Below are 22,444 nucleotides of genomic sequence, written 5' to 3'. Positions count from 1 at the left end.
GAAGCCGACCCGGGACCCAGGGGCCAAGTCCAGTGCGGTGGCCCCTGGGTCCAGGCTCTCCGCTACGCTGCGGCCGGGATGACGAGAGAATTGAGCAAATAGCCTGGAGATCGGGCCTCTTCAGCGCGAGAGTGCGCCGCCTCTTTCGACAGGATTCGACCATGGACTTCTCGCGCCTTCGCGCCACTAGCAAGGTCACCAACGAGTGGACCTATCCTCAAGGGCAGCCGCTGAGGACGGGCTGGCTGCGCGTCGACACCGCGCCAGACCACGAGATCTACTGGGAGGAATACGGCCGCGCCGATGGAGAGCCGGTGATGTTCCTGCACGGCGGGCCGGGCGGGGCCTGCGCGCCGGTGATGTCACGGTTCTTCGATCCGGACCGTTATCGCGTGATCCTGTTCGACCAGCGCGGCTGTGGGAAGAGCCGTCCGACCGTGGCGGCCGACGGCCCGGAAAAGGCCCTGGCCAACAACACCACCGACCATCTGGTGTCCGACATCAACGCCTTGCGCGACGCCTTGGGGATCACCGGCAAGATGCACGTCTTTGGGGGCAGCTGGGGCAGCACCCTGGCGCTGGTCTACGCCATCCGCCATCCCGAGAAGGTCGCCTCGTTGATCCTGCGCGGCATCTTCCTGGGGCGGAAGGAGGATCTGCTCTACATGTACCAGGGCAACGCGGCGACCTATGCCGACCAGCCCTATGGCCTGACCGCGCCGGGCGCCTACATCACCTATCCCGACGAGTGGAAGGCCTTCGTCGAGGTGATCCCGCCCGAGCAGCGCGGCGACATGATGGGCGCCTACAAGGCGATCTTTGATCGGGCTCCGACCACCGACGCCGAGCGGGAAGCGCAGCTGAAGGCGGCCCTGGCTTGGTCCGTCTGGGAAGGCACGATCTCGAACATGATCCCGGCCGCCGACGATGCGGGCAAGTTCGGCGAGGCCGAGTTCGCGCTCAGCTTCGCCCAGATCGAGGCCCACTTCTTCGCCCATGACCTGTTCTTGAAAGAGGGCGAGATCACCGATGGCGTGGTCGCGCTGAAGGGCGTGCCCGTGCATATCGTCCATGGCCGCTTCGATCAGGTCTGTCCGCTGACGCAAGGCTCGCGGCTGGTGCAGGCGCTGGAGGCGGCGGGGACGCCGCCGGCGACCTATGTGATCACCGACGCCGGCCACAGCGCCATGGAGGCCCAGACGGTGATCGCCCTGACGGCGATCATGGACGGGCTGCCCAGGCTCTAACCTCGCACGAAGATGTTCCGCAGCCACTGGCCGCCGGCCTTGGCGGCCTGACCCCAATCTTCCTCGTCGTCCAGCGCCTCGGGCTTGTAGCTCCAGGGGTTGAACAGCTTCAGGCGTGGAACCTTGGCGAAGGTAGCGGTCTCGCGCGTGGCCAGGGTCAGGCCGTGCTCCAGAGCCGTGGCGGCCAGCAGGCCGTCCCGCGCGTGCGGCAGCGGAAGCTGGGCCCGGCGTCGGGCGACGGCGGCGTCGACCGCCAGGATGCGGCCGTCAAAGGCCGCCGATACGCGCTCGTCCAGCCAGGCGCGCACGGCCGCGCCTCGGCTCTTGTCGGCGCGTTCGGCGCGCGCCGCGGCGGTCTCCAGCTCCATCAGGGTGATCGCCGAGATGAAAAGGTTGGTCCGCGCCACGCCGCTGGCCCAGGCGGCTAGGCCAGGATCGGCGCCGCCGGCCTTGGCGTTGCGCAGCGCGTAGACGATCTCGGTGTCCAGAAGGTGCATCAGCGATCCCAACGCTCGGGCGTCAGGTCGAGGGCGGGGGAGGCTGCAGGCATGGCCAGGAGGTCGACGATGGTCTCGCTCTGGCCTGACAGCCGGCGATAGGTCTCGACGCTCATCAGCACGTGAGTGGGGCGACCACGGTCGGTGATGAACACCGGCTCGATTCGCGCCGCGCGCTTGGCCTGAGTGACATCCTGATTGAATTCGCGGCTTGTGACGACCTTCATGAACCAGACCCCAGCGCTCCGAATGACAAGGCTGTCTTGTAGGTACGTTACTACATCGTGGCGTGGTGGCAACAGACAATAGGCCAGCAAAAACAATCGACTGACAAGGCTGTCAAAAATTCGCCTAGGCTGTTGCGCTGACGCCGGATCTCTGCGCGGCATGCGGCCAAGGCGTAAAGCCACGACGATCCATTAGGGGGCTTAAGGACCGTGTCAGACATCATCGCGCATACGCTTCACACCCTTGCGGATGTTCTGTCCCCGCATGGTCCGGCGACCAAGGCCGCCGCGCAGAGCTACACGCCCAACGACTTCTCGATCCACTTCTTCCTGCAGCTGGCGGTGATCCTATTGGCCTGCCGCGTGGTGGGCTGGCTTGGCAAGAAGTTCTTGGCTCAGCCGCAGGTGGTGGGCGAGATGATCGCCGGCGTGATCCTGGGCCCATCGCTGCTGGGCCTGCTGTTCCCCGATTTCCAGCTCGCCCTGTTCCCCAAGGAGACGCGCAACGTCCTCTATGTCGGCGCCCAGCTGGGCGTGGGCCTCTACATGTTCATGGTCGGGACAACGTTCCAGGCGGGACACTTCAAGGCCAAGGCCAGGAGCGCGATGAGCGTGTCGTTCGCCGGCATCGCCGCTCCGTTTGTGCTCGCTGCGATCATCACGCCGTTCCTGCTGAAGGTGCCAGGCCTGTTCGCGCCGACCATCAGCCCTGGCGCGGCGACCCTGTTCATGGGCGCCTGCATCGCCCTGACGGCCTTCCCGATGCTGGCCCGGATCATCAATGAGCGCGGCCTTCAGAAAACCTCGCTGGGCACGCTGTCACTGACCGCCGGCGCCTTCGACGACGCGGTCTCGTGGTGCGTCCTGGCCGTGGTGCTGGCCACGTTCGGCGGCGGGCCGGGCGTGGCGGTGCTGGCCATCGGCGGCGGCCTCCTGTGGGTGCTGTTCGTTCTGACCATGGGCCCCAAGATCCTCGCGCCCCTGGGCCGCATGGTCGAGCGGGAAGGGGAGCTCAGCACCCACGCCCTGGCCCTGGTGATCCTGGCCTTCTGCGTCTCGGCCTTCCTGATGGACGCGGTCGGCATCCACGCCATCTTCGGCGGCTTCATCATGGGCGTGGTCATGCCGCGGGGTCGCCTGACCGAGGAGCTGAAGAAGAAGGTCGAGCCCCTGGCCGTGGTGCTGCTGCTGCCGATGTTCTTCACCTATTCGGGCCTCAACACCCGGATGGACATGGTCAACTCGGGCGAGCTGCTGCTGATCGCGCTGGGCATCCTGGCCGTCTCGATCCTGGCCAAGTGGGGCGCCTGCTACGTCGCCGCCCGCCTCACGGGCGAGGACCACCCGACCGCCATGGGTATCGGCGCGCTGATGAACTCGCGCGGCCTGATGGAGCTGATCATCATCAATATCGGCCTGCAGAAGGGCATCATCGGCCCGACCCTTTTCTCGATGCTGGTGCTGATGGCGATCGTCACCACGGTGATGGCCAGCCCACTGTTCGAGGTCGTCTATGGGCGTAAGGCCCGCGAGCGCGGGGAGTTGGAAGCAGCGCCTGACGCGGCGAAGGCGTAGGACTTGTGGGCGGGGCCTGCTTCGGCGGGTCCCGCTGCGCTGTTCCCAGAAAAGTTTCAGCGCGCCGCCTCCAAAGCGCTCGCCCAAGGCCTCTAACTGACGGGAGGCCGCTTCATGCCCGTCAACATCACCCCGTCCGTAGCGTCGGATCTGCGATCCTCATCCAGAGGGCCCGTCGCATGATCACGCGCCGTCCGCTCATAGCCGCCTTGGCCGCCGCGCCCTGGCTGATCGCGCCGGCTCATGAGTCGGCCGCCGACGCTCTAAGAGGCGAAGAGGCTGAAGGGATCGACGCCTTCGTGCGCCGAGCGCTGGCCGCGGTCGCCGTCGTTCCGGGCCTCTCACTGGCCGTGGTGCAGGGCGATGAGGTGCTGATGGCCGGCGGCTATGGGGTCGCCGATGTCACGACCGGCCGCCCGGCTGCCGCCGATACCGCGTTCTACATCGCCTCGGCGACCAAGGCCTTCACCGCCTTGACGATCGCCGCCCAGGCCCGGCGTGGGGCCTTCGACCTGGACGCGCCGCTGAGCCGCTGGATCGGCAAGAGCGCCTTACCTGCTGATCTGGCCGCCTCGGTGACGCTGTCGGATCTGCTGTGTCACCGCTCGGGCCTGGAGAACCTCGCCATTCCCTATCGCGCCGCCTTCACGGGCGAGCACACGCCAAAAGTCATGAGCGGCCTGCTCGGCGCCACCACGCGCAGCGCGGACACGCCTTACGGCGTCTTTCGCTACGCCAACACCGGCTACAACCTGGCCACCACCCTGATCCAGGACCGCTTTGGCCTGGACTGGCGCGACATGGTCGACGAGGCGGTGCTGCGGCCGGCGGGCATGCGACGCACCACGGCGCGCATCGACGGTGCGCGCCGCCGGCTGTCGGTCGCCCCGGGCCACACCCCGGCCGCCGACGGCCAGATCGCGCCCAGCCCGTTGCAGAAGGTCGACGCGACGATGCAGTCGGCCGGGGGCCTGGTCTCGACCGCCCGTGATATGGCGCGCTGGCTGGAGATCCAGTTGAACGACGGCGTGCTGGAGGGGCGACGTCTGTTCCCGCAGGGACTGGTCGCCGCCATGCACCGCCCCCTGGTCGCTCAGCAAGCCAGGTTCGGCCCTTATGTCCGTGACGGGTACGGCCTCGGTTGGCAGACGGGACGCTACGGGGATCAGCGCTTGATCCATCATTTCGGCAACTTCGCCGGCACCCGGGCCCATGTGTCTTTCATGCCTGAGCGCGGCGTCGGCATTGCGGTGATGACCAACGAAGATGTCTTGGGCGGCGAGGTGGCCGACTTGATCGCCAACTATGTCTATGACCGCCTTGCCGGGCGGGAGGACCTGTCGGCGGTCTATGACGCCGAGCTAGCTGCGCTGAAGGCGCGGGTGGACAAGCGCCGCGCCGGCCTGGCCGCCAGCCGCGCCGACCGGGCGCGGCGGCCCTGGTCGCTTGGGCGGCCGAACAGCCACTATGTCGGGACCTACCGCAATCCGCTGATGGGGCGGCTGGATATTCTGGAGGTCGGGGGGCGGCTGACGGTGCGCGCCGGGGTCATGACGGCGGTCGGTGAAGCGGGCGCAGACGCCGAGACCTTGCGGGTGGAGCTGGTCCCGATGAGCGGTCAGACCCTGCGCTTCACAGGCGCCGAAACGCTGGTGCTGGACGGCCAGACCTACGCGCGGGTGTAGGGCGTGACGCTCACACCCCCTCCAGCGCCTTGTCGTAGCCGAAGCGGTTGATTTGGGTGATCAGGTCCCGGTGGCTGGGCAGGTCCTGGGTGGCGCGGTCGGCGAAGCTGCGGATCTTGGCGAACAGCTTGGCCGCGCCGGCCACGTCCGGGAACTCGCCGGCGCCGTCGGCCAAGTCGGTCTCGAAGCCCATGCCATACAGAATGTACTGGTAGTTGAAGAAGGCGAAGGTCTCGAGATCCAGGATGAAGTCGAACCGCGCCGGGGGACGGTGGCGCCACTGTTCCAGCAGTTCGGTCAGCCGTTCCGGGATCGAGGCCGGATCGACATTGTCACGCCAGAACGGCTCGGTGCGCCGGCTGAGCGCATAGTGCAGCTTCAGGAAGACCATGATGTTGTCGAAGCGCGCGGCCATCAGCTCGTTGAAGCGTCGGGCAGGCGCACTGACCGGCCCTGAGTGCGGGAAGAGCTCGGCGATCATCGCCACAGCCGCCTCGATCAGGACGACTCCCGTCGACTCCAGCGGCTCCAGGAAGCCGGCCGCCAGGCCCACTGCGACGCAGTTCTTGATCCACTGTTTCTCGCGATAGCCGGCGTCGAAGGCGATCCTGCGGGTCTCGATCGAGGCGGAGCCCGCGCCGAGATAGTCGCGCAGCACCGCTTCGGCGCGGTCGTCGTCCATATAGTCGCCGGCGTAGACGCAGCCGACGCCGCGACCTCCCGCCAGGGCGATGTCCCAGATCCAGCCCGCCTCATGGGCGGTGGCGATGGTGTAGCTCTGGATCGGCGCGTCGGGGCGCTCGTACGGCGCGCGGCAGGCGACGGCGCGATCGGCGAACAGGATCGGCTTGGCGGATTTGAACGGCGAGCCCAGCGCCTTGCCGATCAGTTCGGCGCGGAAGCCGCTGCAGTCGATGAAGAGGTCGGCGCTGAGCGCGCCATGACCTGGCGAGACCACTTGGGCGATCGCGCCGGCGTCGTCCAGCGCCACCTCGGACACCTCGCCTTGCAGGTGGCGAACCCCAAGCTCCCGCGCGCGGTCAGCCAGCACCTGGGCCAGCTTGGCCGCATCGAAGTGGTAGGCGTAGTTCAGGGGCCCGCCAAAGTCGCTCTCGTGCGGGCGTTTGGGCGCGCGGGCCGCGTCGGCCACCCGCGCCTGGATGGTCACGGCCTCGGCGAACGGCGCGCGCGTGCGCTCGTTCTGCAGCAGCCAATAGGGCGCCAGGCTGGTTCCCTCGGTGGAAAAGGGCGCCTCGAACGGGTGGAAATAGCTGTGGCGGCGTCCGTCGCGCGGCGTCTCGGCCCAGTCGACGAAGCGGATGCCCTGCTTGAAGGTCGCTGAGGTCTCGCGGATGAAGTGGGCCTCGTCGATGCCGAGGAACCGCAGGGTGTTGCGGATGGTCGGGAAAGTGGCCTCGCCGACCCCGACAATGCCGATCTCGGGCGACTCTAGCAGGGTGATGTCGAGATGGCGCTGCTCGGCGATGCGTAGCGCCTTGGCCAGATAGGCGGCCGTCAGCCACCCGGCCGTCCCGCCGCCCACGATCAGAATGCTACGCCTGCGCTGCATGGCCTCAGTGATAGCAGAGTTCGGGGCGGGGGAGGGAAGTCTTGGAATGGGTAGGGCCTTGAGGCCGCAGACCAATACGTTCGTCATCCCGGAAGCCTCGTAAGAGGCAGTCCGGGACCCAGGGGCAAGCGATCGTGCGGTGGCCCCTGTGTCCCGGCTCTACAGTCCGCTACGCGGTCTTACGGCCGGGATGACGATGGAAAAAGGGGGACTGGCGGGTGGAATACGGAAGAGCGTCCCGCGCCTTACGGGATGACGACCTCGCCGTCTTCCTTGCTGAACTGGTCGGGCCTGCGGCCCAAGAGATCGAGCACCAGCTCGGACGGACGGCACAGCTTCACGCCCTTGGGCGTGACGACGATCGGGCGGTTCACCAGGATCGGGTGCTCAACCATGGCGTCCAGCAGGCGGTCGTCCGACACGTCGTCGGCCAGCAGGCCAAGGGTCTCGGCCGGCGTGCCCTTTTCCCGCATCAGGGCGCGCAGCGGTTCGCCAGACTTGGCGGCAAGATCTTGAAGTTGCTCGCGAGTCCAGCCGGCCTTCAGGTACTCGACCACCTCGGGGGCATAGCCGGCGGCCTGGACCATGGCCACGGTATTGCGCGAGGTGCCGCAGGCCGGGTTGTGGAAGATGGTGATCGGGAACGCGGTGTCGGTCATCGGGAAGTGTCCGTCTTGAGAAGCCAGCCAAACAGCGCCGCCGCGACCAGGGCGCCGACGAACTGGGCGAGGATGAAGGCCGGCGCGCTGGAGGGCGCGATGCCGGCGAAGGTGTCCGACAGGCTGCGCGCCACCGTCACCGCCGGGTTGGCGAACGAGGTCGAGGCGGTGAACCAGTAGGCCGCCGTGATGTAAAGCCCCACGGCCATGGGCGTGCTGTCGGGTCGGAAGCGGCCGACGCCCAGGATCGTGGCCAGCAGGCCAAAGGTGGCCACGACCTCGGCGAAGGCCTGGTCGCCGCCGGACCGGAGCTTGGTCGAGACCTGCAGGATCGGCTCGCCGAACATCGCGTGCGCGGTCCAGACGCCGGCGATCCCGCCTAGGACTTGGGCCAGCGGGTAGGCGAGGGCTAGGACGACCGGCAGTTCTCGCCGCAGGGCCGCCACCAGGGTGACGGCCGGATTGAAGTGCGCGCCGGAGATCGGGCCGAACACCCAGATCAGCACGACCAAGGCAGCTCCCGTCGCCAGGGTGTTGCCGAGCAGCGCAATGGCGACGTTTCCGCCCGACAGGCGCTCGCCCATGATCCCCGAGCCGACCACGACGGCCAGCAGGAGGGCCGTGCCCAGGGCTTCGGCGACGAGGCGGCGCTTGGCGTCAAAGACGGTCATGCCCTGGCTACGCCGCAGGCCATGCCGCTGCCGACGATACCGCCCAGAGGGCCGCAGATCTGTGGCGCGCCCTGGCAGCAGTCCTCCATCAGAAAGCCCAGCAGGCCGCTCATGGCGTCGTAGTTGGCCGTGTAGATGATCGAGCGGCCGTCTCGGCGCGAGGCGATCAGCCCGGCGTGGGACAGCACGTTCAGATTAGCCGACAGGCTGTTGGGCAGCACGTTCAGGGCGCGGGCGATCTCGCCGGCGGCGACGCCGGCGGGGCCGGCCTGCACCAGAAGCCGGAAGATGGCCAGGCGCCCTTCGTGGCCCAGGGCCGACAGCATGTTGACAGCGGCTTTCGATTCCATATTTCCAATATGCTCGAATTATTCGACAGTTCAATGACGATGCTGGAGGCGCCCTTGTCCGATTTCCCCGCCCTTGATCCGAAGTTCCTGGCCAAGATCGACGGGGCGCGCCTGGAGGTCGATGAGCGCGCCGCGCATCCGCCGCGCATCCTGCTGATGTACGGATCGCTGCGCGAGCGCTCGTTCAGCCGCCTGCTGGTCGAGGAAGCCGCCCGGATCCTGCAGGCGCTGGGCTGCGAGACGCGGATCTTCGACCCCCGCGATCTACCCTTGCCCGACGCGACCGGCCCCGATCATCCCAAGGTGCAGGAACTGCGCGCGCTGTCCCAATGGTCCGAAGGCCAGGTGTGGTGCAGCCCCGAGCGGCACGGGGCGATCACGGGGATCATGAAGGCCCAGATCGACTGGATCCCGCTGGAGATCGGCAGCGTGCGACCCACCCAGGGCAAGACCTTGGCGGTGATGCAGGTCAGCGGGGGCTCGCAGTCGTTCAACGCCGTCAATACGCTGCGCTTGCTCGGCCGCTGGATGCGGATGATCACCATTCCCAACCAGTCGTCGGTGGCGATGGCGTTCCGCGAGTTCGACGACAACGATCGCATGCTGCCGTCCAGCTACTACGATCGTGTGGTCGACGTGATGGAGGAGCTGGTGAAGTTCACCCTGCTGACGCGCGACCGCTCGGACTATCTGGTCGATCGTTACAGCGAGCGCAAAGCGCAGGGACGGATCCCCGAGCATGTCGCCCTGGCCGCCGAGGCCATGAAGCACGAGACATCGCCGGCATGAACCGGCCCGGATCGGCCTGAGCGCTCGCGCTCAGGCCTGGTCTGGACGATCAGCCCTTCGGGGTGATCTTGATCAGCTTGCCGTCTTCCTCGTCGGTGAGGACGTAGATCGCGCCATCCGGACCGACCGCGACATCGCGGACGCGGCCGCCGATATCGGTGAACAGACGTTCTTCGCCGACCACCTTGTCGTCCTTGAGCACCAGCCGCGCGACATGCTGTTCGCGCATCGAGCCGATCAGCACGTTGCCCTTGAGGGCGGGGAAGAGCGCGCCGTCATAGATGGCCATGCCGGACGGGGCGATGACGGGGTCCCAGTAGTAAACGGGCTGCTCCAGCCCTTCCTTCTGCGTCGCGCCATCGCTGATCGCCTTGCCGGAGTACTCCTCGCCATAGGTGATCAGCGGCCAGCCGTAGTTCTTGCCGGGCTCGGGCCGGTTCAGCTCGTCGCCGCCGCGCGCGCCATGTTCGACCGTCCACAGCCGGCCCTGAGCGTCCAACGTGGCCGACTGGATATTGCGGTGGCCCAGCGACCAGATGTCGGGCTTGGCGCCGGCGGTGTTCACGAACGGGTTGTCGCTGGGGATCGAGCCGTCGGCGTTGATCCGCACGACCTTGCCCAGGGTGCCGTCGAGGTTCTGGGCCTGGACGCGGCCGGCCATGACCGAACGTTCGCCGGTGGTGATGAACAGCTTGCCGTCGCGAGCGAAGACCAGGCGGCCGCCAAAGTGCAGGGCGCTGGCCATCTTGGGCGTCTGGCGCCAGATCACCTGAGCGTTGTCGACCTTGGGCGCGGCCCCCAGGGTCAGCTTGCCACGCGAGACGGCGGTGCCGTTCACGCCGTCGACCTCTTCGGCGTAGGACCAGTAGACGAGGCCGTTCTTGGCGTAGTCGGGATCGATGGCCAGGCCCAGCAGGCCGCCTTGGCCCTGGGCGTAGATCGCCGGGAGACCGGTCACCGCGGGCGAGAGCTTGCCGTCCTTGCCAAAAACCCGCAGACGCCCGGCGCGTTCGCTGACCAGGATTTCGCCCGTCGGCAGGAAGGCCATGCCCCACGGATGTTCCAGGCCGCTGGCCAGGGTCTGATACTGGCCCGTGACCCCGGAATTGAGACCCGGAGCGCGGGTCTGGCCGGCGAAGGCGGGCTTCTGGTCGGGCGAATTGGCCGCGCGGCTCTCGACAGGCGCGCCGGCCTGACCGGGCTGAGCAGGGGCGGGACCACAGGCGGCCAAGGCGGCGGCGAGGGCGGCGGAGGCGGTGAGCAAGGGTGTGCGCATGAGTCTTACTTAGAACGGTTTTCACCGCGCGCCACCCCGGATCCGCCTCAGTTCAGGCGCAATATGAAAAGGGCCGGGGATTGCTCCCCGGCCCGGATCGCGATCGCGTGAAGGCGGCGACTAGATCTTCACCGGCTCCATCTTGGGCGTCAGCAGATGGACGACCAAGAGGGCGATCAGATAGGCGCTGCCGGCCACGATGAAGATCGGCGTATAGGTGCCGATGCTTTCCAGCACGCCGCCGATGTACTTCGAGAACACCATGCCGCCGAAGGCGCCCAGCATGCCGCCGATGCCGACGACAGAGCCGACCGCGCCGCGCGGGAAGACGTCCGAGGGCAGGGTGTAGAGGTTGGCGGAGAAGCCCTGGTGCGCTGCGGTGGCGACGCCGATGATCAGCACGGCCAGCCAGACCGAGTCCGCGAACGAAGCAAACATCACCGGCACGGCCAGCAGGGCGCAGACCAGCATGGTCAGCTTGCGCGCCTTGTTGATCGAGGCGCCGCCCTTCATCAGGCGTGAGGACAACCAGCCGCCGCCGACGCTGCCGACGTCCGACAGGAGATAGATGGCGACGATCGGCGGGCCGAAGGTCTTGAGGTCCATGCCATAGCGCTTACCCAGGAAATCCGGCAGCCAGAACAGGAACATCCACCAGATCGGATCGATCAGGAACTTGCCCAGGGCGTAGGCCCAGGTCTCGCGCTTGGTCAGCAGCTTGGTCCAGGCGATTTTTTCGACCGGATCAGCCGGATCCTGCTCGATGTGCGCCAGCTCGGCGGCCGACAGCTTCTTGGTCTCGCGCGGGGTGCGATAGATCAGCAGCCAGATCGGCAGCCAGATCAGGCCGGCGACGCCCGTGACGATGAACGCCATCTGCCAGCCCCAAGTCAGGACGATAGCCGGAACGACCAGCGGCGTCACGATGGCCCCGATATTGGTGCCGGCGTTGAAGATGCCGGTGGCGAAGGCGCGTTCCTTCTTGGGGAACCACTCGGTGACGGCCTTGATGCCGCCCGGGAAGCCCCCGGCCTCGCCGACGCCCAGCGCCATGCGGGCGAAGATGAAGCCGGTCAGGCCGCGTGCGCCGGCGTGGGCGATGTGGGCGACCTGCCAGATCAAGAAGGCGATGCCGAAGCCCCAGCGGGCCCCGATCTTGTCCATGATCCTACCCCAGACAAGGTAGGCCACGGCGTAGGACAGTTGGAAGTAGAAGACCAGATTGGCGTAGTCTTTCTCGCTCCAACCAAACTCGACTGACAGGTCGTGCTTCAGGAAGCCGATCGTTTGGCGATCAACGTAGTTGATGACCATCGCCAGGAACAACAGCGTGACGATGACCCAGCGATACCGTCCGATCTTCTCGGAGGGTTCGGGCGCTTTTGGAACGTCGATCAACTTAGCTTCCTTCCCCTGATATTTTTATCGCGGTTGTGTTGGCGTCAGGCCGGAACGGCCACGCAGTCCACGGTTCCGAACGGGCCGAAACTCACATGGGCCACGTCGCCGGCGACCACGTCATGAATGCCCGTGGTGGCGCCGGTGGTGACGATCTGGCCCTTCTTCAGCGGCTTGCCGCGCGCGGCGACGGTCCCGAGCAGAAAGGCGAGGGCGGCGAGCGGCGAACCCGGAATGGTCGCGGCGGACGCCGTACCGACCGACTTGCCGTTAATGAAGGTCTCGACCGGCATATCCTCCCAGGCGATATCGCGCCAGTTGGAAATGGCCTGACCAATGATCTGACCATCGTTGTTGCCGAAGTCGGACGCCACGACCGTGGGGCCCAGCGCGTTGATGGTCTTCAGGGGGCTGCCGGCGATCTCGACGCCGACCAGCAGCTCGCCGACGTACTCGGCGGCTTCCTCGACGGTCCAGTCGGTCTTGCCCTCGGGGGCGTCCTTGCCCAGGCGGATGATGAATTCGGCCTCGACGGCGCAGAAGCCGCCCTCGATGGCGCGGAAATTGTTGGGTTCGCCGCTCGAGGCGTGCTGGACCTTGGACTTGAAGATGCAGCCGGCCAGGCGCTCGGCGCCCAGGCGTTCGCGATGCTGCGGGGGCACCAGGCCGACCTTCCAGCCGACCAGCTCGTCAGGCCAAAGATCGATCGCGATGTCCTGTACGGCGTAGCCGTCGGCCATGCTCGGGGGAATCACGCCGCCGGGATAGCCGGGAACGCTGACGCCCTGCTGGCGCGCCTTGACGAATTGGGGGGCGATGGCCGCGGGTGCGAAAATCTCGCTGTCGGCCTCAGAAACGGTCACGCCGCAAGTCCTCCCTCGAATCCGGCTCGTCCCCCGCTTTCGGGGTTTGCGATGTCTCTAATGGAAACCGGTGTCATTGACAATCGTGCCGTTCGTCCCAGCGCACCGGAGGATGCACGTGACGGCCGGTCAGCTGGGTCACAGGACGGAAGGGCGGGAGCGACTTGACACCCGTAATAGCGGGTATAGCGTCGCGCGTTGAATTACGGATGTAAGCGTCATGCACATCACTTCGGCCGAAGCCCATGTCATGGAAGCGCTCTGGCGCCGCTCGCCCTTGTCGGCCGATGAGCTGGTGGCCGAGGTTGGCGCCGCCCAGAACTGGGGCGATGCCACCGTGAAGACACTGATCAATCGCCTGCTGAAGAAGAAGGCGATCAAGTCCGAGCGCGCGGACGGCAAGCACGGCTATCGCCCGCTGGTCGACCGCAGCGCCTATGTGCAGGCCGAAAGCCAGGGGCTGCTGGATCGGCTCTTCGATGGTCAGCTGGCGCCGCTGATCAGCCACTTCGCCCAGCACCGTCCGCTCAAGCCGGACGAAGTCGCCAAGCTGAAGAAGCTCATCGACGAGATGGGCGAGTAGGGGGAGCGAGCGTAGAGTCCCGTCAGGCTGGGCGCGGCTCCCGAAGCAGATCGATCAGAGCCCGCAAGGCCGCAGGCTGGTGCGCGCGGTTCGCGTAGTAGAGGTAGAGCGACTGGTAGGTCGGGCACCAGTCCGTCAGGCATCGCACCAATCGCCCCTGGGCGAGCAACGCTTCCACCCGCTCGGTGAACACGAACGCTAGGCCAGCGTCGGCTAGGGCCGCTTCGACCATCAGGTCCTGGTCATCCAGCGTCAAAGGCCCCTGGACATTGATGGTCAGGTCCGCGCCATCCCGCTCAAACTCCCAGGGAAACAGGGCCCCACTGGGGAAGCGATAGCGCACGCAGCGGTGGGCGAGCAGGTCGTGGGGCGTGAGGGGCGTCGGATGGGCGGCGAAGTACTCTGGCGTAGCGACCACGGCGAAGGATACCGGCAAGGCGATCCGTGTGGCGATCATGTCCTGATGCAAACGCTCGCCGAACCGGATGCCGGCGTCGAAGCCCTCGGCCACGATATCGACGAGCGCGTCATTGGCCGACAGTTCGACCGAAAGGCCGGGATTTTCGGCGATCAGACGGGCGATCACTGGCGCGATCAGCATTCGGCCGATCGCCCGGGGCGCGGTGATCTTCAGCGTCCCGAAGGGCGTTCCCCGGAAATGATTCAGCGCGTCGACGGCCTCCGCGATGCCGTTGAACGACGGCTTCAATCGCGACTGCAGCAGGAGACCCGCCTCGGTCAGCGAGACGCTCCGTGTCGTCCGGTTGAGCAGACGAACGCCGATGTCATCCTCGAGATTGCGAACCGCATGGCTGATCGCCGACCGCGTAACCCCGCGCGCGATAGCCGCCTGCTGGAAACTGAGATGCTCGGCGACGCTCAGGAACGCTTCGAGATCGTTCAATCGATAACTCATAGGTGAAATTGATTCACCTCTGGATCAAGAATTGTCAACCTAATGGCCGAGCCTCCGACGCCCTAGATCAAGCGCCCTTTAGAGGAGTTGCGATATGAACGAAGGCATCAACGGCAAGGTCGTGGTCATCACCGGCGCCAGCAGCGGCTTGGGCGAAGCCACTGCGCGTCATCTGGCCGCCCGCGGCGCGAAGGTCGTCCTGGCGGCCCGTCGGCGTGAGCGGTTGGACGCGATCGTCGCCGACCTGAAGGCGGCAGGCGGAGAGGCCGTGGCTGTCACCGCCGATGTGACCTCCAAGGCCGAGGTTGAGGGCGTCGTGCAGGCGGCCGTGGGCGCTTTTGGTCGGGTGGATGTGCTGGTGAATAACGCCGGCCTGATGGCCATCGCCCCGATGCAGGACGGTCGCACCGACGAGTGGGACCGCATGATCGACATCAATATCAAGGGCCTTCTGTACGGCGTCGCGGCGGCCATGCCTGTGTTCCAGCAGCAGGACAGCGGTCACTTCATCAACATCTCGTCGGTCGCTGGTCTCAAGGTGTTCGCCCCCGGCGGGACCGTCTATTCGGGCACCAAGTTCGCGGTTCGCGCGATCTCGGAAGGCCTCCGCCAGGAAGCGGGCCCCAACATCCGCGTTACGACGATTGAGCCCGGCGCGGTGGACAGCGAGCTGAAGCTGGGCAGCGGCCACAAGGAAAGCCGCGATTTCGTGGTTGAGTTCTACAAGCAGGCCATTCCGGCGGACTCCGTGGCGCGCGCCATCGCGTTTGCAATCGAGCAGCCGGCGGATGTGGACATCAACGAGATCGCGCTGCGTCCTACTCGCCAGGAGTTCTGATCGCGAGCGCGATTGCGTCGGACAACTCGCGAGGCCGGCCCCTCAGGCCCGGACCTCGCGGGCCTCGGCGTTGCGGGCCTTCAGGGCCTTGGCGGTCAGGTCCAGGCTCTGGACCGGCGGCTGGGGCGGGGTGTCGTCATCGGCGTCGAGCATTGTTCGCTCACCGCGCAGAGCGGTGACGAAGTCGTCGCGCCAGGCGGTGACGTCCTCGCGCTGGACGTTGTCGAACAGGTCCCGCCAACGCTTCTGGCGCTCCAAAACGTCCATGGACAGGGCGCGCTCCAAGGCGTCGGAGACCTCCTCGGGACTGTTGGGGTTGATGATCAGCGCCTCTTTCATCTGTCGCGCGGCGCCGGCGAAGCGCGACAGGATCAGCACGCCAGGGTCCTCTGGATCCTGGGCGGCGACGAACTCCTTGGCGACCAGGTTCATCCCGTCGCGCAGCGGCGTGACCAGCGCCGCCTTGCTGGCGCGATAGACGCCAGCCAGCTCGTCGCGCCGGTAGGAGCGGTTGACCCACCGGATCGGCGTGAAATCCATTTCGGCATAGGCCCCGTTGACCCTGCCGATCAGGCCGTCGAGCCTCCCGCGAAGATCCTGATAGGCTTCGACCTCGTCACGGGAGATCGGGGCGATCTGCAGCAACATCACCTCGCGGCGGAGGTCAGGGTGATCGTGCAGGAACCGCTCGAACCCTATGACCCGCTCCTCGAGGCCCTTGGAGTAGTCGAGCCGGTCGACGCCGACGACCATCTTGCGAAAGACGCTATGGGCCATCATCCGGTCGTAGACCTTGCGGGCCGCGTCACTCTGAACGAGGCGGGCGAAATCCTGCGCGTCGACGCCGATCGGAAACGCTGCGGCGCGTGCGCGCTTGCCGAAGGCGACCAGATCGCCGCGATCGGTCTTGGCCCCTTCGACCTCAGAGAAGACATAGCCTTCGAAGGCCTGCAGCGACTCCTCGGTCTGGAAGCCGATCAGGTCGTAGTCGAACAGCGCCTCCACCAGTTGGCGATGGCGCGGCAGGGTGACCACCAGCTGGTGGGCCGGCCAGGGGATATGCAGGAAGAAGCCGATGCGGTTGGTGACGCCCAGCCGGCGCAGCTCCCGGGCCAGCGGGATCAGGTGGTAGTCGTGGATCCAGACGATGTCGTCGGGTTCGATCAGCGGCAGCAGGGTCTGGGCGAACAGCCGATTGACCCGGTCATAACCCTGGCCGAACGAGCGGTCATAGGCCGTCAGATCGACGCGATAGTGGAATAGCGGCCAGAGCGTCTTGTTGGCGTAGCCGTTGTAGTACTCCTGATAGTCGGTCTCCTCGAGATCGACGGTGGCCACGGTGACGCCGTCGATCCGCTGCATGTTGAGCTGGCCTGTGAACTCCGGCACGGTCTTGCCGCTCCAGCCGAACCAGATGCCGGAATACTCGCGTAGCGCCGCCGCCAGGGCCATGGCGAGACCGCCAGTCGAGCTCTCGCCCTCGGCCGGATTGGGCGGGTTCACGCGGTTGGAGACGACGATCAGACGGCTCATGCGATCACCGGCGCGGTGAGCGCTTGCAGCCAGCGGCTGACGTCGCGGGTGTCGGAAAGGCGGTAGCGGGCGGTGGTGGGACGCGGCTGTCCGACCAGAACGCCGAACCCGCCCAGACGCTCGGCGGCCGCGAAGCCGTCCTCGTCCGTGAGATCGTCGCCAACAAACACCGGCAGCGCGCCCACGAAGGGGGCTTCTCGCAGGAAGGCCGTCAGCGCCGCGCCTTTGTCGGCGCCGGGCGTACGCAGCTCGGCCACCATGTCGCCCAGTTGCAGGATCAGCCCCGTCGCCTGCGACAGGCGCTCGGCGGCCTCGATCACCGCCTCGGCGGCGTTTGGCGCATTGCGGTAGTGGAGCGCGACGCTGAGGCCCTTGTCTTCGAACAGCAGCCCGCGGTCGCAATGGGCCAGCTCGCCCAGGATGCGGCGCGCGTCTTCCAGGCCGGCATGCGGCTCCAGAGTCGTGACCGCGCCGTCGGCCGAGCGTCTGACCAGGCCATGGACGGCGCCGATGGCGGGAACGCCGCGATCGAGAATATGGTCAAGATCCGGAAGCGAGCGGCCGCTGACCACCGCGACCCTATCTTCGAGCGTCTCGCGCAAGCGCGCCAGCAGCCGTGCGCGCGCAGGGTCTGGGCCAACGTCATCGGGACGCGGCATGATCGGCGCCAGGGTGCCGTCAAGATCCAGGAACAGCGCGATGCTGCGGGTAAGATCCAGGGGCGGGGCGCGCAGGTCGACGGATTCCGTCTGCGCGCTGATTGGAGCAGCGGTCATGGCGAGAACCCCCTCATGGGTAAGCAACATGAGGGGCAGAACGCAAAGCAGCGACGTTCGATCCCACCTCGTGGTCAAGCGGCCGTGAACAGCGGGCGCAGTCCAGGGCTAGAACAGCAGTTTCCTGAAGGTGAACTGCACCACGCGTCCACGCGGATTCAGATAGTCCGGCTGGTAGGTGAGGGGCGTTGCGCCATTGGCGTCGCGGACCTTGGTCTCGGCGTCGAACAGGTTGTTGACGGCCAGGCTGAGGCGCACGCCGCGCAACAACGGATGAGCCTGGACCAGTTCGCGCCGGACGCCCAGATCCGCGAACAGGCGCAGGTTCACCGTCGTCAGGCTGGAGAAGTCCAGCGCGGTGGTCGCACCGCCGATCCCGCCGTCGACATGGGTGGCGCTCTTCCAGTTGGCGGTGAGCCGCGCGCCAAGTCCGTAGCGGGTGATCCCCGCCTGAGCTTCCACCTGATGGCGCGCCTGACCGCCGTTGGAACCAAGAACGTCGCCGTCCAGGAGGTCGAGGACCGGAAGGCCGTCGGCGACGGTGACCTGCTCCTTGAGTTGCAGCGTGTGGAATAGCGCCAGTTGCAGGCGCGTGGCGCGCGGGTTGCCGCCGCCGCGTCCGAAGCCCCCGCCGAAACCCCGGCCGCCGCTGCTGAAGCGAGGGCCTTCGCCGCCGGGAGACCCGCCCTCAAGCGCCGGGCGAGGCGCTTCTTCGCCGGTTGTCGGCGCGGCGCTGGTTGCAGGTTGTGGTGGGGTGGCGGCGTCGCTGGTGTTCTCGGGCGCTGAACCTCCGGGGCGCCCCGCGCTGTCGCTCTGCCGCCCGCGCCAGCCGCCGGGCGGCGGGGGCGGCGCCTTGCCGATCTGGCGCGAGAAATTGAAGCCCCAGCGGATTTGTTCGCTCTCGCGTTTCTGGAAATTGACCGGCCGCGTGTCGATGCGGGTCAGAACCCCGTCGGCGTCACGCGTGAAGCGATCGCGGAAAGCGGCTTCCACCGCTGCGGTGGCGGCCGGGAAGCTGGCGACCGGGTTGTCGATCCGCGTGCGGCTGTAGTTGGCGGTCAGCGACAGCCCCTGAATCTTCTCGGGCTTGAAGGTGGCGCCCAGGCGCAGGACGTTGCGGGTCTCACCCTTGAGGTCGGGATTGCCGCCGCTGACCCGCGTGACGTCGACGCTGGTCCCGCGCACATAGTCGAAGACCTGGCTGCCGGGCGTGACGATCAGCGGATTGCCCAATTGGGCGATGCTGGGCGCGTTCTCCTGCCGCGTCGCCGACAGGATGACGCTGAAGGGCTTGACCGGCGACCAGTTGAGACCGCCGCCCAGCGTGGTCAGGGTCCCGAAGTCGGAGACCTGCCGTGCGGCGAGGTTCAGGTTGGCCGACAGATCGCCGATCTCGGCGCGAACGCCCTTGCGGCGACTGGCCAGGGGCAGGTCGAAGCTGACCTGCGCATTGGCCTCGCCCCGCGACAGGGTGCTGTCGCTTTCGACACCTGAACGGATCGAGCTCGCCTCCAGGCGCGAGCCGGTGGCGCCCAGCTTGACGGTGGTCGACAGGTCCCCGGCCCTGAGCTTGGCCAGGGCGCGGTTGGCGACGAACTGCAGGTCGGCCGTATCGGTCGTGGACTTGGCGCGATCAGTGTTCAGCGGCAGGGCGGGCAGGGCGCCGAACGGGTTCAGGCCGGTGTCCAGCGCGGTCAGCCGAGCTTGCAGGGCGGCGATGTCGGCGCTGCGATCGGTCTCGGTTCGGTTGATGGCCCGCTCATAGGTCCCGGTGAGCGACAGCCGCAGGCTCTCGGTGTCGCGGTTCAGGGTGACCCCGGCGTTGCCGGCGATGTTGCGGGACGTCTGGCCCAGGGCGTCCTGGCCGCCCAGATAGCGATAGAGCAATACGTCCTGCCCGAACGGCGAGAACGGGCTCGCGGCGGGGAGGACCAGGCGCGCGCGCGCGGGGCCTTGCAGCGAGTCGTTCTGCGAGGCGGTCAGGCCCAGGTTCAGCGTCGCTGAGACGTCATCCAGGATGTAGCGGTTGGTGACGCTGTTGATCGTCAGCTGGCGGTTCTGCGGCAGCAGCGTGCGGTCGTCGGTGATGTCGCTGGTGTTCGCCCGGTTCGCGGTGGGCAGGAAGGCCGCCAGACTGGGCGCGCCCGCAGCGGCCGAGGTCGGAACGCCGGCCACGGTCACGGGTGTTCCGGCGAGGGCGCCGAGGTTGGTCAGGGTGGCGCCGCTGGCCGGTGCGATGTTGCCGGCGAAGTCGTAGAGGCCCGTGCTGGAGCGGCTGACGAGATCGCGATCGCTTTCCAGCAGTTGATCGCTGTTCTGCACCTTGACCGACAGGTTGGTGCGGCCCTGGCGGTTTAGCTGCAGGCGGGTCCAGTTGAGCTGTTCGGTCATCTGGCCGCCCTTCGTCGATCCGCCCAGCGTGGCGTCGAGCGTGGAGGCGCGGAAGCGCTGGCGCAGTACGATGTTCACGACCTTCTGGTCGGCCGAGTAGCCGTACTTGAGGGCGACTTCCTCGGGCAGGACCTCGACGCGCTGGATGGCTTCGGTCGGGATGTCGCGGATCTCGGCGCGCCCGGAGATGCGACGCCCGTTCAGCAGGGTGACCGGATCGCCGCCCAGGCCGCTGGTGGTCTGGGGCTGGAGTTCGGTGAGCAGGTCCTCAACCGAACTGACGCCGATGGCGCGTACGTCGGCGGTGGTGAAGGTCTGTTCGGGGGGGATGTCGCCCAGCACCGCGCCGAACGGCTTGCCGCTGGCGGTGATGGTGACGGCTTCGACCTCGGTGTCCTCAAGATCGGCGGTCGCGGTGTTCGGGGCGGGCGTCTGCGGCGTTGCGGCGGGCTGGGCCTGTTGGGCCTGCGTCGCGCCGGCGGTGACCAGGCTCAGGACGCCGACGAGGGCGAGATTACGGCTCACGATGAGCGCCTCCGATAGCGATACGTCCCGGGGCGGGTGTTGCGCGCCTGATATGACGTCTGGATTTCAGAGTTTGCGAAAACCGCAACACGGATCAGCGAACAGACGTCCATGGACGGCTCAGCAGGACCGCGCAATTGATCAGGCCGACCAGAGAGTAAGTCTGCGGATAGTTGCCCCAAAGCTCGCCGTCGGCGAAGCCGATGTCCTCTGAGAGGAGGCCGGCGGGCGTGCGCCGCGACAGCATGTCTTCGAAGAGCGCCCGGGCCTCCTCGCTTCGCCCCGCCAGATGCAACGCCTCGATCAGCCAGAAGGTGCAGATGTTGAAAGCCGTCTGGGGCGAGCCGAAGTCGTCGGGAATGGCGTAGCGCAGAAGATAAGCGCCGCGTCGCAGTCCGTCCTCGATGGCCTTCAAGGTGGCGACGTTGCGCGGGTCATCCGCCGTATGGAAGCGCAGATCGACCAGTTGCAGCAACGAGGCGTCCAGCTCGTCGCCGTCGAAGGTGGCGGCGAAGCGGCCCAGGGTGTCGTTCCAGGCGCGGTCCTCGATGACCTTGCGGACATGGGCGGCGCGATCGTTCCAGAAGGCGGCGCGATCCTTGAGGCCCAACCTCTCGGCCGCGTTGCCGAGGCGATCGCAGGCGGCCCAGCACATGGCCGACGAGTAGGTGTGCACATTGGCCCGGCCCCGGAACTCCCAGAGGCTGGCGTCGGGCTGGTCGTGCATTTGAAACGCTCGCTCGCCCACGGGCTCCAGGGCTTGGAAATCCTCGACGGTGGCGGGGCGAAGCAGCCGCTCGTCAAAGAAGGCCTGCACGGTCGACAGGACGATCTGTCCGTAGACGTCGTTCTGGATGTGCTCATAGGCCTGATTGCCGACCCTGACTGGTCCCATGCCGCGATAGCCGGGCAGGGCGGGGGCGAGCCGTTCGGTCAGAACTTCCTCGAAGCCCACCCCGAACAGCGGCTGGATGTGGCCGCCATTGGCGCGGTCGACGATGTTGCGCAGATAGCCGAGATAGTTCTCCAGGATGTCCACGGCGCCCAGACGGTTCAGCGCCTGCACCACGTAGTAGGCGTCGCGCAGCCAGCAGTAGCGGTAGTCCCAGTTGCGGCCGCTATCGGCATGTTCGGGGATCGAGGTCGTCAGGGCCGCGACGATCGCGCCGGTTTCCTCGTGCATGCATAGCTTCAGGGTGATCGCGGCGCGGATGACCGCTGTCTGCCAGTCCAGCGGTATGGCCAGGCCTCGCACCCAGTGCTTCCAATACTGCTCGGTCTCGCGCAGCATCCGTTCGCAGGTCGCCCCGATAGGCGCGTTGAAGCCTTCGTCCGGCCCCAGATACATCGCGATCGGCCGCTCCAGCCGGAACGCCCGCTCTTCCAGAACGTGCGACACGGGCGCGTCGGTCGACAGGCGCAAGGTCATGTCCGAGCACAGATAGCGGATATGGTTGGAGCCCGAGGTCCGCTCGGCGGGCTTGGCTCCCCAGTCGGCGGTCGGCCGCAGGCGCAGAGTGATGCGCGCGACGCCGACGATGGGGCGGATCAGCCGCACGAAGGCGGTGGGGCGGAAGGTGCGGCCGAACTGTTGGTATCGCGGCGCGAAGTCGATGATCTCAAATCGCGCGCCGTCCTCGTCGGCGATCTCGGTGCGCAGGATGGCCGTGTTGCGCACATAGCCCTGGCGGACCTCGGCGCGGCGCTCGACCTGGACGTCCCAAAGTCCCTTGGCGTCAAGGCTGTCGGGATCAACATCGTCGAGCAGGGCGCTGAACACCGGGTCGGAGTCGATGCGGGGCGCGCAGGCCCAGACGAAACGGCCAGCGGTGTCGATCATGGCGCTGACGGCGCAGTTGCCGATCGGAAAAAGGTCGAGTGTCTTTTGTGGCAAGGCCTTGTCCATTGTCGCCCCCGCGAGCTTTCGGGCGGCGCCCGGTCGGGGATGAAACCAACGGTGTGGCTTGCGGGTTCCTGTCTGCGAAAAACGTCTTCGCGCGGTCAGGGGAGGGCTCGCCTTTCACGCTACCTGCGTTGACGTCGACGGCCGTGCGCGGCCATCTGTAATCCTTAAC

Annotated in this window: 20 protein-coding genes; 6 read left to right on the top strand and 14 right to left on the bottom strand. The window is 67.0% G+C overall.

All coding sequences use genetic code 11. The features are described from left to right. The first annotated feature begins 161 nt into the window (after nt 1-161). Nucleotides 162-1,247, top strand: a complete 1,086-nt coding sequence (pip, locus tag ACT53N_RS03085) for a prolyl aminopeptidase (RefSeq protein WP_476062498.1) — start codon at nt 162-164, stop codon at nt 1,245-1,247. On the opposite strand, the gene ACT53N_RS03080 is transcribed toward pip, so the two are convergent. Together ACT53N_RS03080 and ACT53N_RS03075 are read right to left on the bottom strand one after the other, a co-directional pair. Then, entirely contained in the window at nt 1,244-1,744 is a 501-nt protein-coding gene (locus tag ACT53N_RS03080) for a PIN domain-containing protein (RefSeq protein ID WP_476062497.1), read from the bottom strand. The two genes, pip and ACT53N_RS03080, sit on opposite strands and share 4 nt — an antisense overlap. Continuing rightward, nucleotides 1,744-1,971: a type II toxin-antitoxin system Phd/YefM family antitoxin gene (locus tag ACT53N_RS03075; RefSeq protein WP_476062496.1), complete on the bottom strand. Its 228-nt coding sequence runs from the start codon at nt 1,969-1,971 to the stop codon at nt 1,744-1,746. Before ACT53N_RS03075 ends, ACT53N_RS03080 begins: the two co-directional genes overlap by 1 nt. Before the next feature lie 210 nt (nt 1,972-2,181). On the opposite strand from ACT53N_RS03075, the gene ACT53N_RS03070 reads away from it, so the two are divergent. After that, the gene (locus ACT53N_RS03070; protein ID WP_476062495.1) at nt 2,182-3,546 is read left to right on the top strand and encodes a cation:proton antiporter; all 1,365 of its coding nucleotides are present in this window, start codon (nt 2,182-2,184) and stop codon (nt 3,544-3,546) included. Between the two features lie 179 nt (nt 3,547-3,725). Continuing rightward, complete coding sequence (locus tag ACT53N_RS03065; RefSeq protein ID WP_476062494.1) at nt 3,726-5,231, top strand: serine hydrolase domain-containing protein; 1,506 nt, start codon at nt 3,726-3,728, stop codon at nt 5,229-5,231. Nucleotides 5,232-5,241: 10 nt separating this feature from the next. Here ACT53N_RS03065 and ACT53N_RS03060 read toward each other — a convergent pair whose 3' ends face one another. The 4 genes from ACT53N_RS03060 to ACT53N_RS03045 all read right to left on the bottom strand — a co-directional run bounded on the left by ACT53N_RS03060 (nt 5,242) and on the right by ACT53N_RS03045 (nt 8,481). Further along, nucleotides 5,242-6,801 carry a tryptophan halogenase family protein gene (locus tag ACT53N_RS03060; protein ID WP_476062493.1) on the bottom strand — a complete coding sequence of 520 codons (1,560 nt, stop codon included), beginning with the start codon at nt 6,799-6,801 and terminating at the stop codon, nt 5,242-5,244. Nucleotides 6,802-7,046: 245 nt separating this feature from the next. After that, nucleotides 7,047-7,460 carry an arsenate reductase (glutaredoxin) gene (arsC, locus tag ACT53N_RS03055; protein ID WP_476062492.1) on the bottom strand — a complete coding sequence of 138 codons (414 nt, stop codon included), beginning with the start codon at nt 7,458-7,460 and terminating at the stop codon, nt 7,047-7,049. Beyond that, nucleotides 7,457-8,131, bottom strand: coding sequence for an MIP/aquaporin family protein (locus ACT53N_RS03050; RefSeq protein ID WP_476062491.1), 675 nt, complete (start codon nt 8,129-8,131; stop codon nt 7,457-7,459). The genes arsC and ACT53N_RS03050 overlap by 4 nt, the downstream gene beginning before the upstream one ends. Continuing rightward, nucleotides 8,128-8,481, bottom strand: a complete 354-nt coding sequence (locus ACT53N_RS03045; protein ID WP_476062490.1) for an ArsR/SmtB family transcription factor — start codon at nt 8,479-8,481, stop codon at nt 8,128-8,130. The genes ACT53N_RS03050 and ACT53N_RS03045 overlap by 4 nt, the downstream gene beginning before the upstream one ends. A 54-nt stretch (nt 8,482-8,535) precedes the next feature. Here ACT53N_RS03045 and arsH point away from each other — a divergent pair, with 54 nt between their 5' ends. After that, complete coding sequence (gene arsH, locus ACT53N_RS03040) at nt 8,536-9,270, top strand: arsenical resistance protein ArsH (RefSeq protein ID WP_476062489.1); 735 nt, start codon at nt 8,536-8,538, stop codon at nt 9,268-9,270. 49 nt (nt 9,271-9,319) lie between these two features. On the opposite strand, the gene ACT53N_RS03035 is transcribed toward arsH, so the two are convergent. The 3 genes from ACT53N_RS03035 to ACT53N_RS03025 form a co-directional block, all read right to left on the bottom strand. Beyond that, complete coding sequence (locus ACT53N_RS03035; protein ID WP_476062488.1) at nt 9,320-10,546, bottom strand: PQQ-dependent sugar dehydrogenase; 1,227 nt, start codon at nt 10,544-10,546, stop codon at nt 9,320-9,322. 120 nt (nt 10,547-10,666) lie between these two features. Further along, nucleotides 10,667-11,944 (bottom strand): MFS transporter, encoded by a 1,278-nt coding sequence (locus ACT53N_RS03030; RefSeq protein WP_476062487.1) that lies wholly within the window; start codon nt 11,942-11,944, stop codon nt 10,667-10,669. A 44-nt stretch (nt 11,945-11,988) separates the two neighbouring features. After that, nucleotides 11,989-12,807 (bottom strand): 2-keto-4-pentenoate hydratase, encoded by an 819-nt coding sequence (locus ACT53N_RS03025; protein WP_476062486.1) that lies wholly within the window; start codon nt 12,805-12,807, stop codon nt 11,989-11,991. A gap of 220 nt (nt 12,808-13,027) precedes the next feature. Between ACT53N_RS03025 and ACT53N_RS03020 the strand changes: the two genes are divergently transcribed. Further along, on the top strand, nt 13,028-13,390 hold the full coding sequence (locus ACT53N_RS03020) for a BlaI/MecI/CopY family transcriptional regulator (RefSeq protein ID WP_476062485.1): 363 nt from the start codon (nt 13,028-13,030) through the stop codon (nt 13,388-13,390). Between the two features lie 22 nt (nt 13,391-13,412). On the opposite strand, the gene ACT53N_RS03015 is transcribed toward ACT53N_RS03020, so the two are convergent. After that, nucleotides 13,413-14,294, bottom strand: a complete 882-nt coding sequence (locus ACT53N_RS03015) for a LysR family transcriptional regulator (RefSeq protein WP_476062484.1) — start codon at nt 14,292-14,294, stop codon at nt 13,413-13,415. A gap of 106 nt (nt 14,295-14,400) precedes the next feature. Here ACT53N_RS03015 and ACT53N_RS03010 point away from each other — a divergent pair, with 106 nt between their 5' ends. After that, the gene (locus ACT53N_RS03010; protein WP_476062483.1) at nt 14,401-15,144 is read left to right on the top strand and encodes an SDR family oxidoreductase; all 744 of its coding nucleotides are present in this window, start codon (nt 14,401-14,403) and stop codon (nt 15,142-15,144) included. Nucleotides 15,145-15,186: 42 nt separating this feature from the next. Here ACT53N_RS03010 and ACT53N_RS03005 read toward each other — a convergent pair whose 3' ends face one another. From ACT53N_RS03005 to ACT53N_RS02990, 4 genes are all read right to left on the bottom strand, one after another. Then, complete coding sequence (locus ACT53N_RS03005) at nt 15,187-16,677, bottom strand: alpha,alpha-trehalose-phosphate synthase (UDP-forming) (RefSeq protein ID WP_476062482.1); 1,491 nt, start codon at nt 16,675-16,677, stop codon at nt 15,187-15,189. Beyond that, nucleotides 16,674-17,453: a trehalose-phosphatase gene (gene otsB, locus ACT53N_RS03000; protein ID WP_476062481.1), complete on the bottom strand. Its 780-nt coding sequence runs from the start codon at nt 17,451-17,453 to the stop codon at nt 16,674-16,676. Before otsB ends, ACT53N_RS03005 begins: the two co-directional genes overlap by 4 nt. A gap of 108 nt (nt 17,454-17,561) precedes the next feature. After that, nucleotides 17,562-20,369: a TonB-dependent receptor gene (locus ACT53N_RS02995; protein WP_476062480.1), complete on the bottom strand. Its 2,808-nt coding sequence runs from the start codon at nt 20,367-20,369 to the stop codon at nt 17,562-17,564. 94 nt (nt 20,370-20,463) lie between these two features. After that, the gene (locus tag ACT53N_RS02990) at nt 20,464-22,275 is read right to left on the bottom strand and encodes a glycoside hydrolase family 15 protein (RefSeq protein ID WP_476062479.1); all 1,812 of its coding nucleotides are present in this window, start codon (nt 22,273-22,275) and stop codon (nt 20,464-20,466) included. Nucleotides 22,276-22,444: the final 169 nt, after the last annotated feature.

Source organism: Caulobacter sp. DMC95 (genome assembly GCF_056313785.1).
Note: the sequence above shows the minus strand (reverse complement) of the source record. Positions and strands in the feature narration are given on the sequence as shown.

Excerpts from the sequence above, each read along its gene's own strand:
- ACT53N_RS03050 (WP_476062491.1), bottom strand. The coding sequence starts at position 8,131 with ATGACCGTCTTTGACGCCAAGCGCCGCCTCGTCGCCGAAGCCCTGGGC.
- ACT53N_RS03010 (WP_476062483.1), top strand. The coding sequence starts at position 14,401 with ATGAACGAAGGCATCAACGGCAAGGTCGTGGTCATCACCGGCGCCAGC.
- ACT53N_RS03075 (WP_476062496.1), bottom strand. The coding sequence starts at position 1,971 with ATGAAGGTCGTCACAAGCCGCGAATTCAATCAGGATGTCACTCAGGCC.
- ACT53N_RS03005 (WP_476062482.1), bottom strand. The coding sequence starts at position 16,677 with ATGAGCCGTCTGATCGTCGTCTCCAACCGCGTGAACCCGCCCAATCCG.
- ACT53N_RS03080 (WP_476062497.1), bottom strand. The coding sequence starts at position 1,744 with ATGCACCTTCTGGACACCGAGATCGTCTACGCGCTGCGCAACGCCAAG.
- ACT53N_RS03065 (WP_476062494.1), top strand. The coding sequence starts at position 3,726 with ATGATCACGCGCCGTCCGCTCATAGCCGCCTTGGCCGCCGCGCCCTGG.
- ACT53N_RS02990 (WP_476062479.1), bottom strand. The coding sequence starts at position 22,275 with ATGGACAAGGCCTTGCCACAAAAGACACTCGACCTTTTTCCGATCGGC.
- ACT53N_RS03060 (WP_476062493.1), bottom strand. The coding sequence starts at position 6,801 with ATGCAGCGCAGGCGTAGCATTCTGATCGTGGGCGGCGGGACGGCCGGG.
- arsC (WP_476062492.1), bottom strand. The coding sequence starts at position 7,460 with ATGACCGACACCGCGTTCCCGATCACCATCTTCCACAACCCGGCCTGC.
- ACT53N_RS03045 (WP_476062490.1), bottom strand. The coding sequence starts at position 8,481 with ATGGAATCGAAAGCCGCTGTCAACATGCTGTCGGCCCTGGGCCACGAA.
- ACT53N_RS03035 (WP_476062488.1), bottom strand. The coding sequence starts at position 10,546 with ATGCGCACACCCTTGCTCACCGCCTCCGCCGCCCTCGCCGCCGCCTTG.
- otsB (WP_476062481.1), bottom strand. The coding sequence starts at position 17,453 with ATGACCGCTGCTCCAATCAGCGCGCAGACGGAATCCGTCGACCTGCGC.
- pip (WP_476062498.1), top strand. The coding sequence starts at position 162 with ATGGACTTCTCGCGCCTTCGCGCCACTAGCAAGGTCACCAACGAGTGG.
- ACT53N_RS03020 (WP_476062485.1), top strand. The coding sequence starts at position 13,028 with ATGCACATCACTTCGGCCGAAGCCCATGTCATGGAAGCGCTCTGGCGC.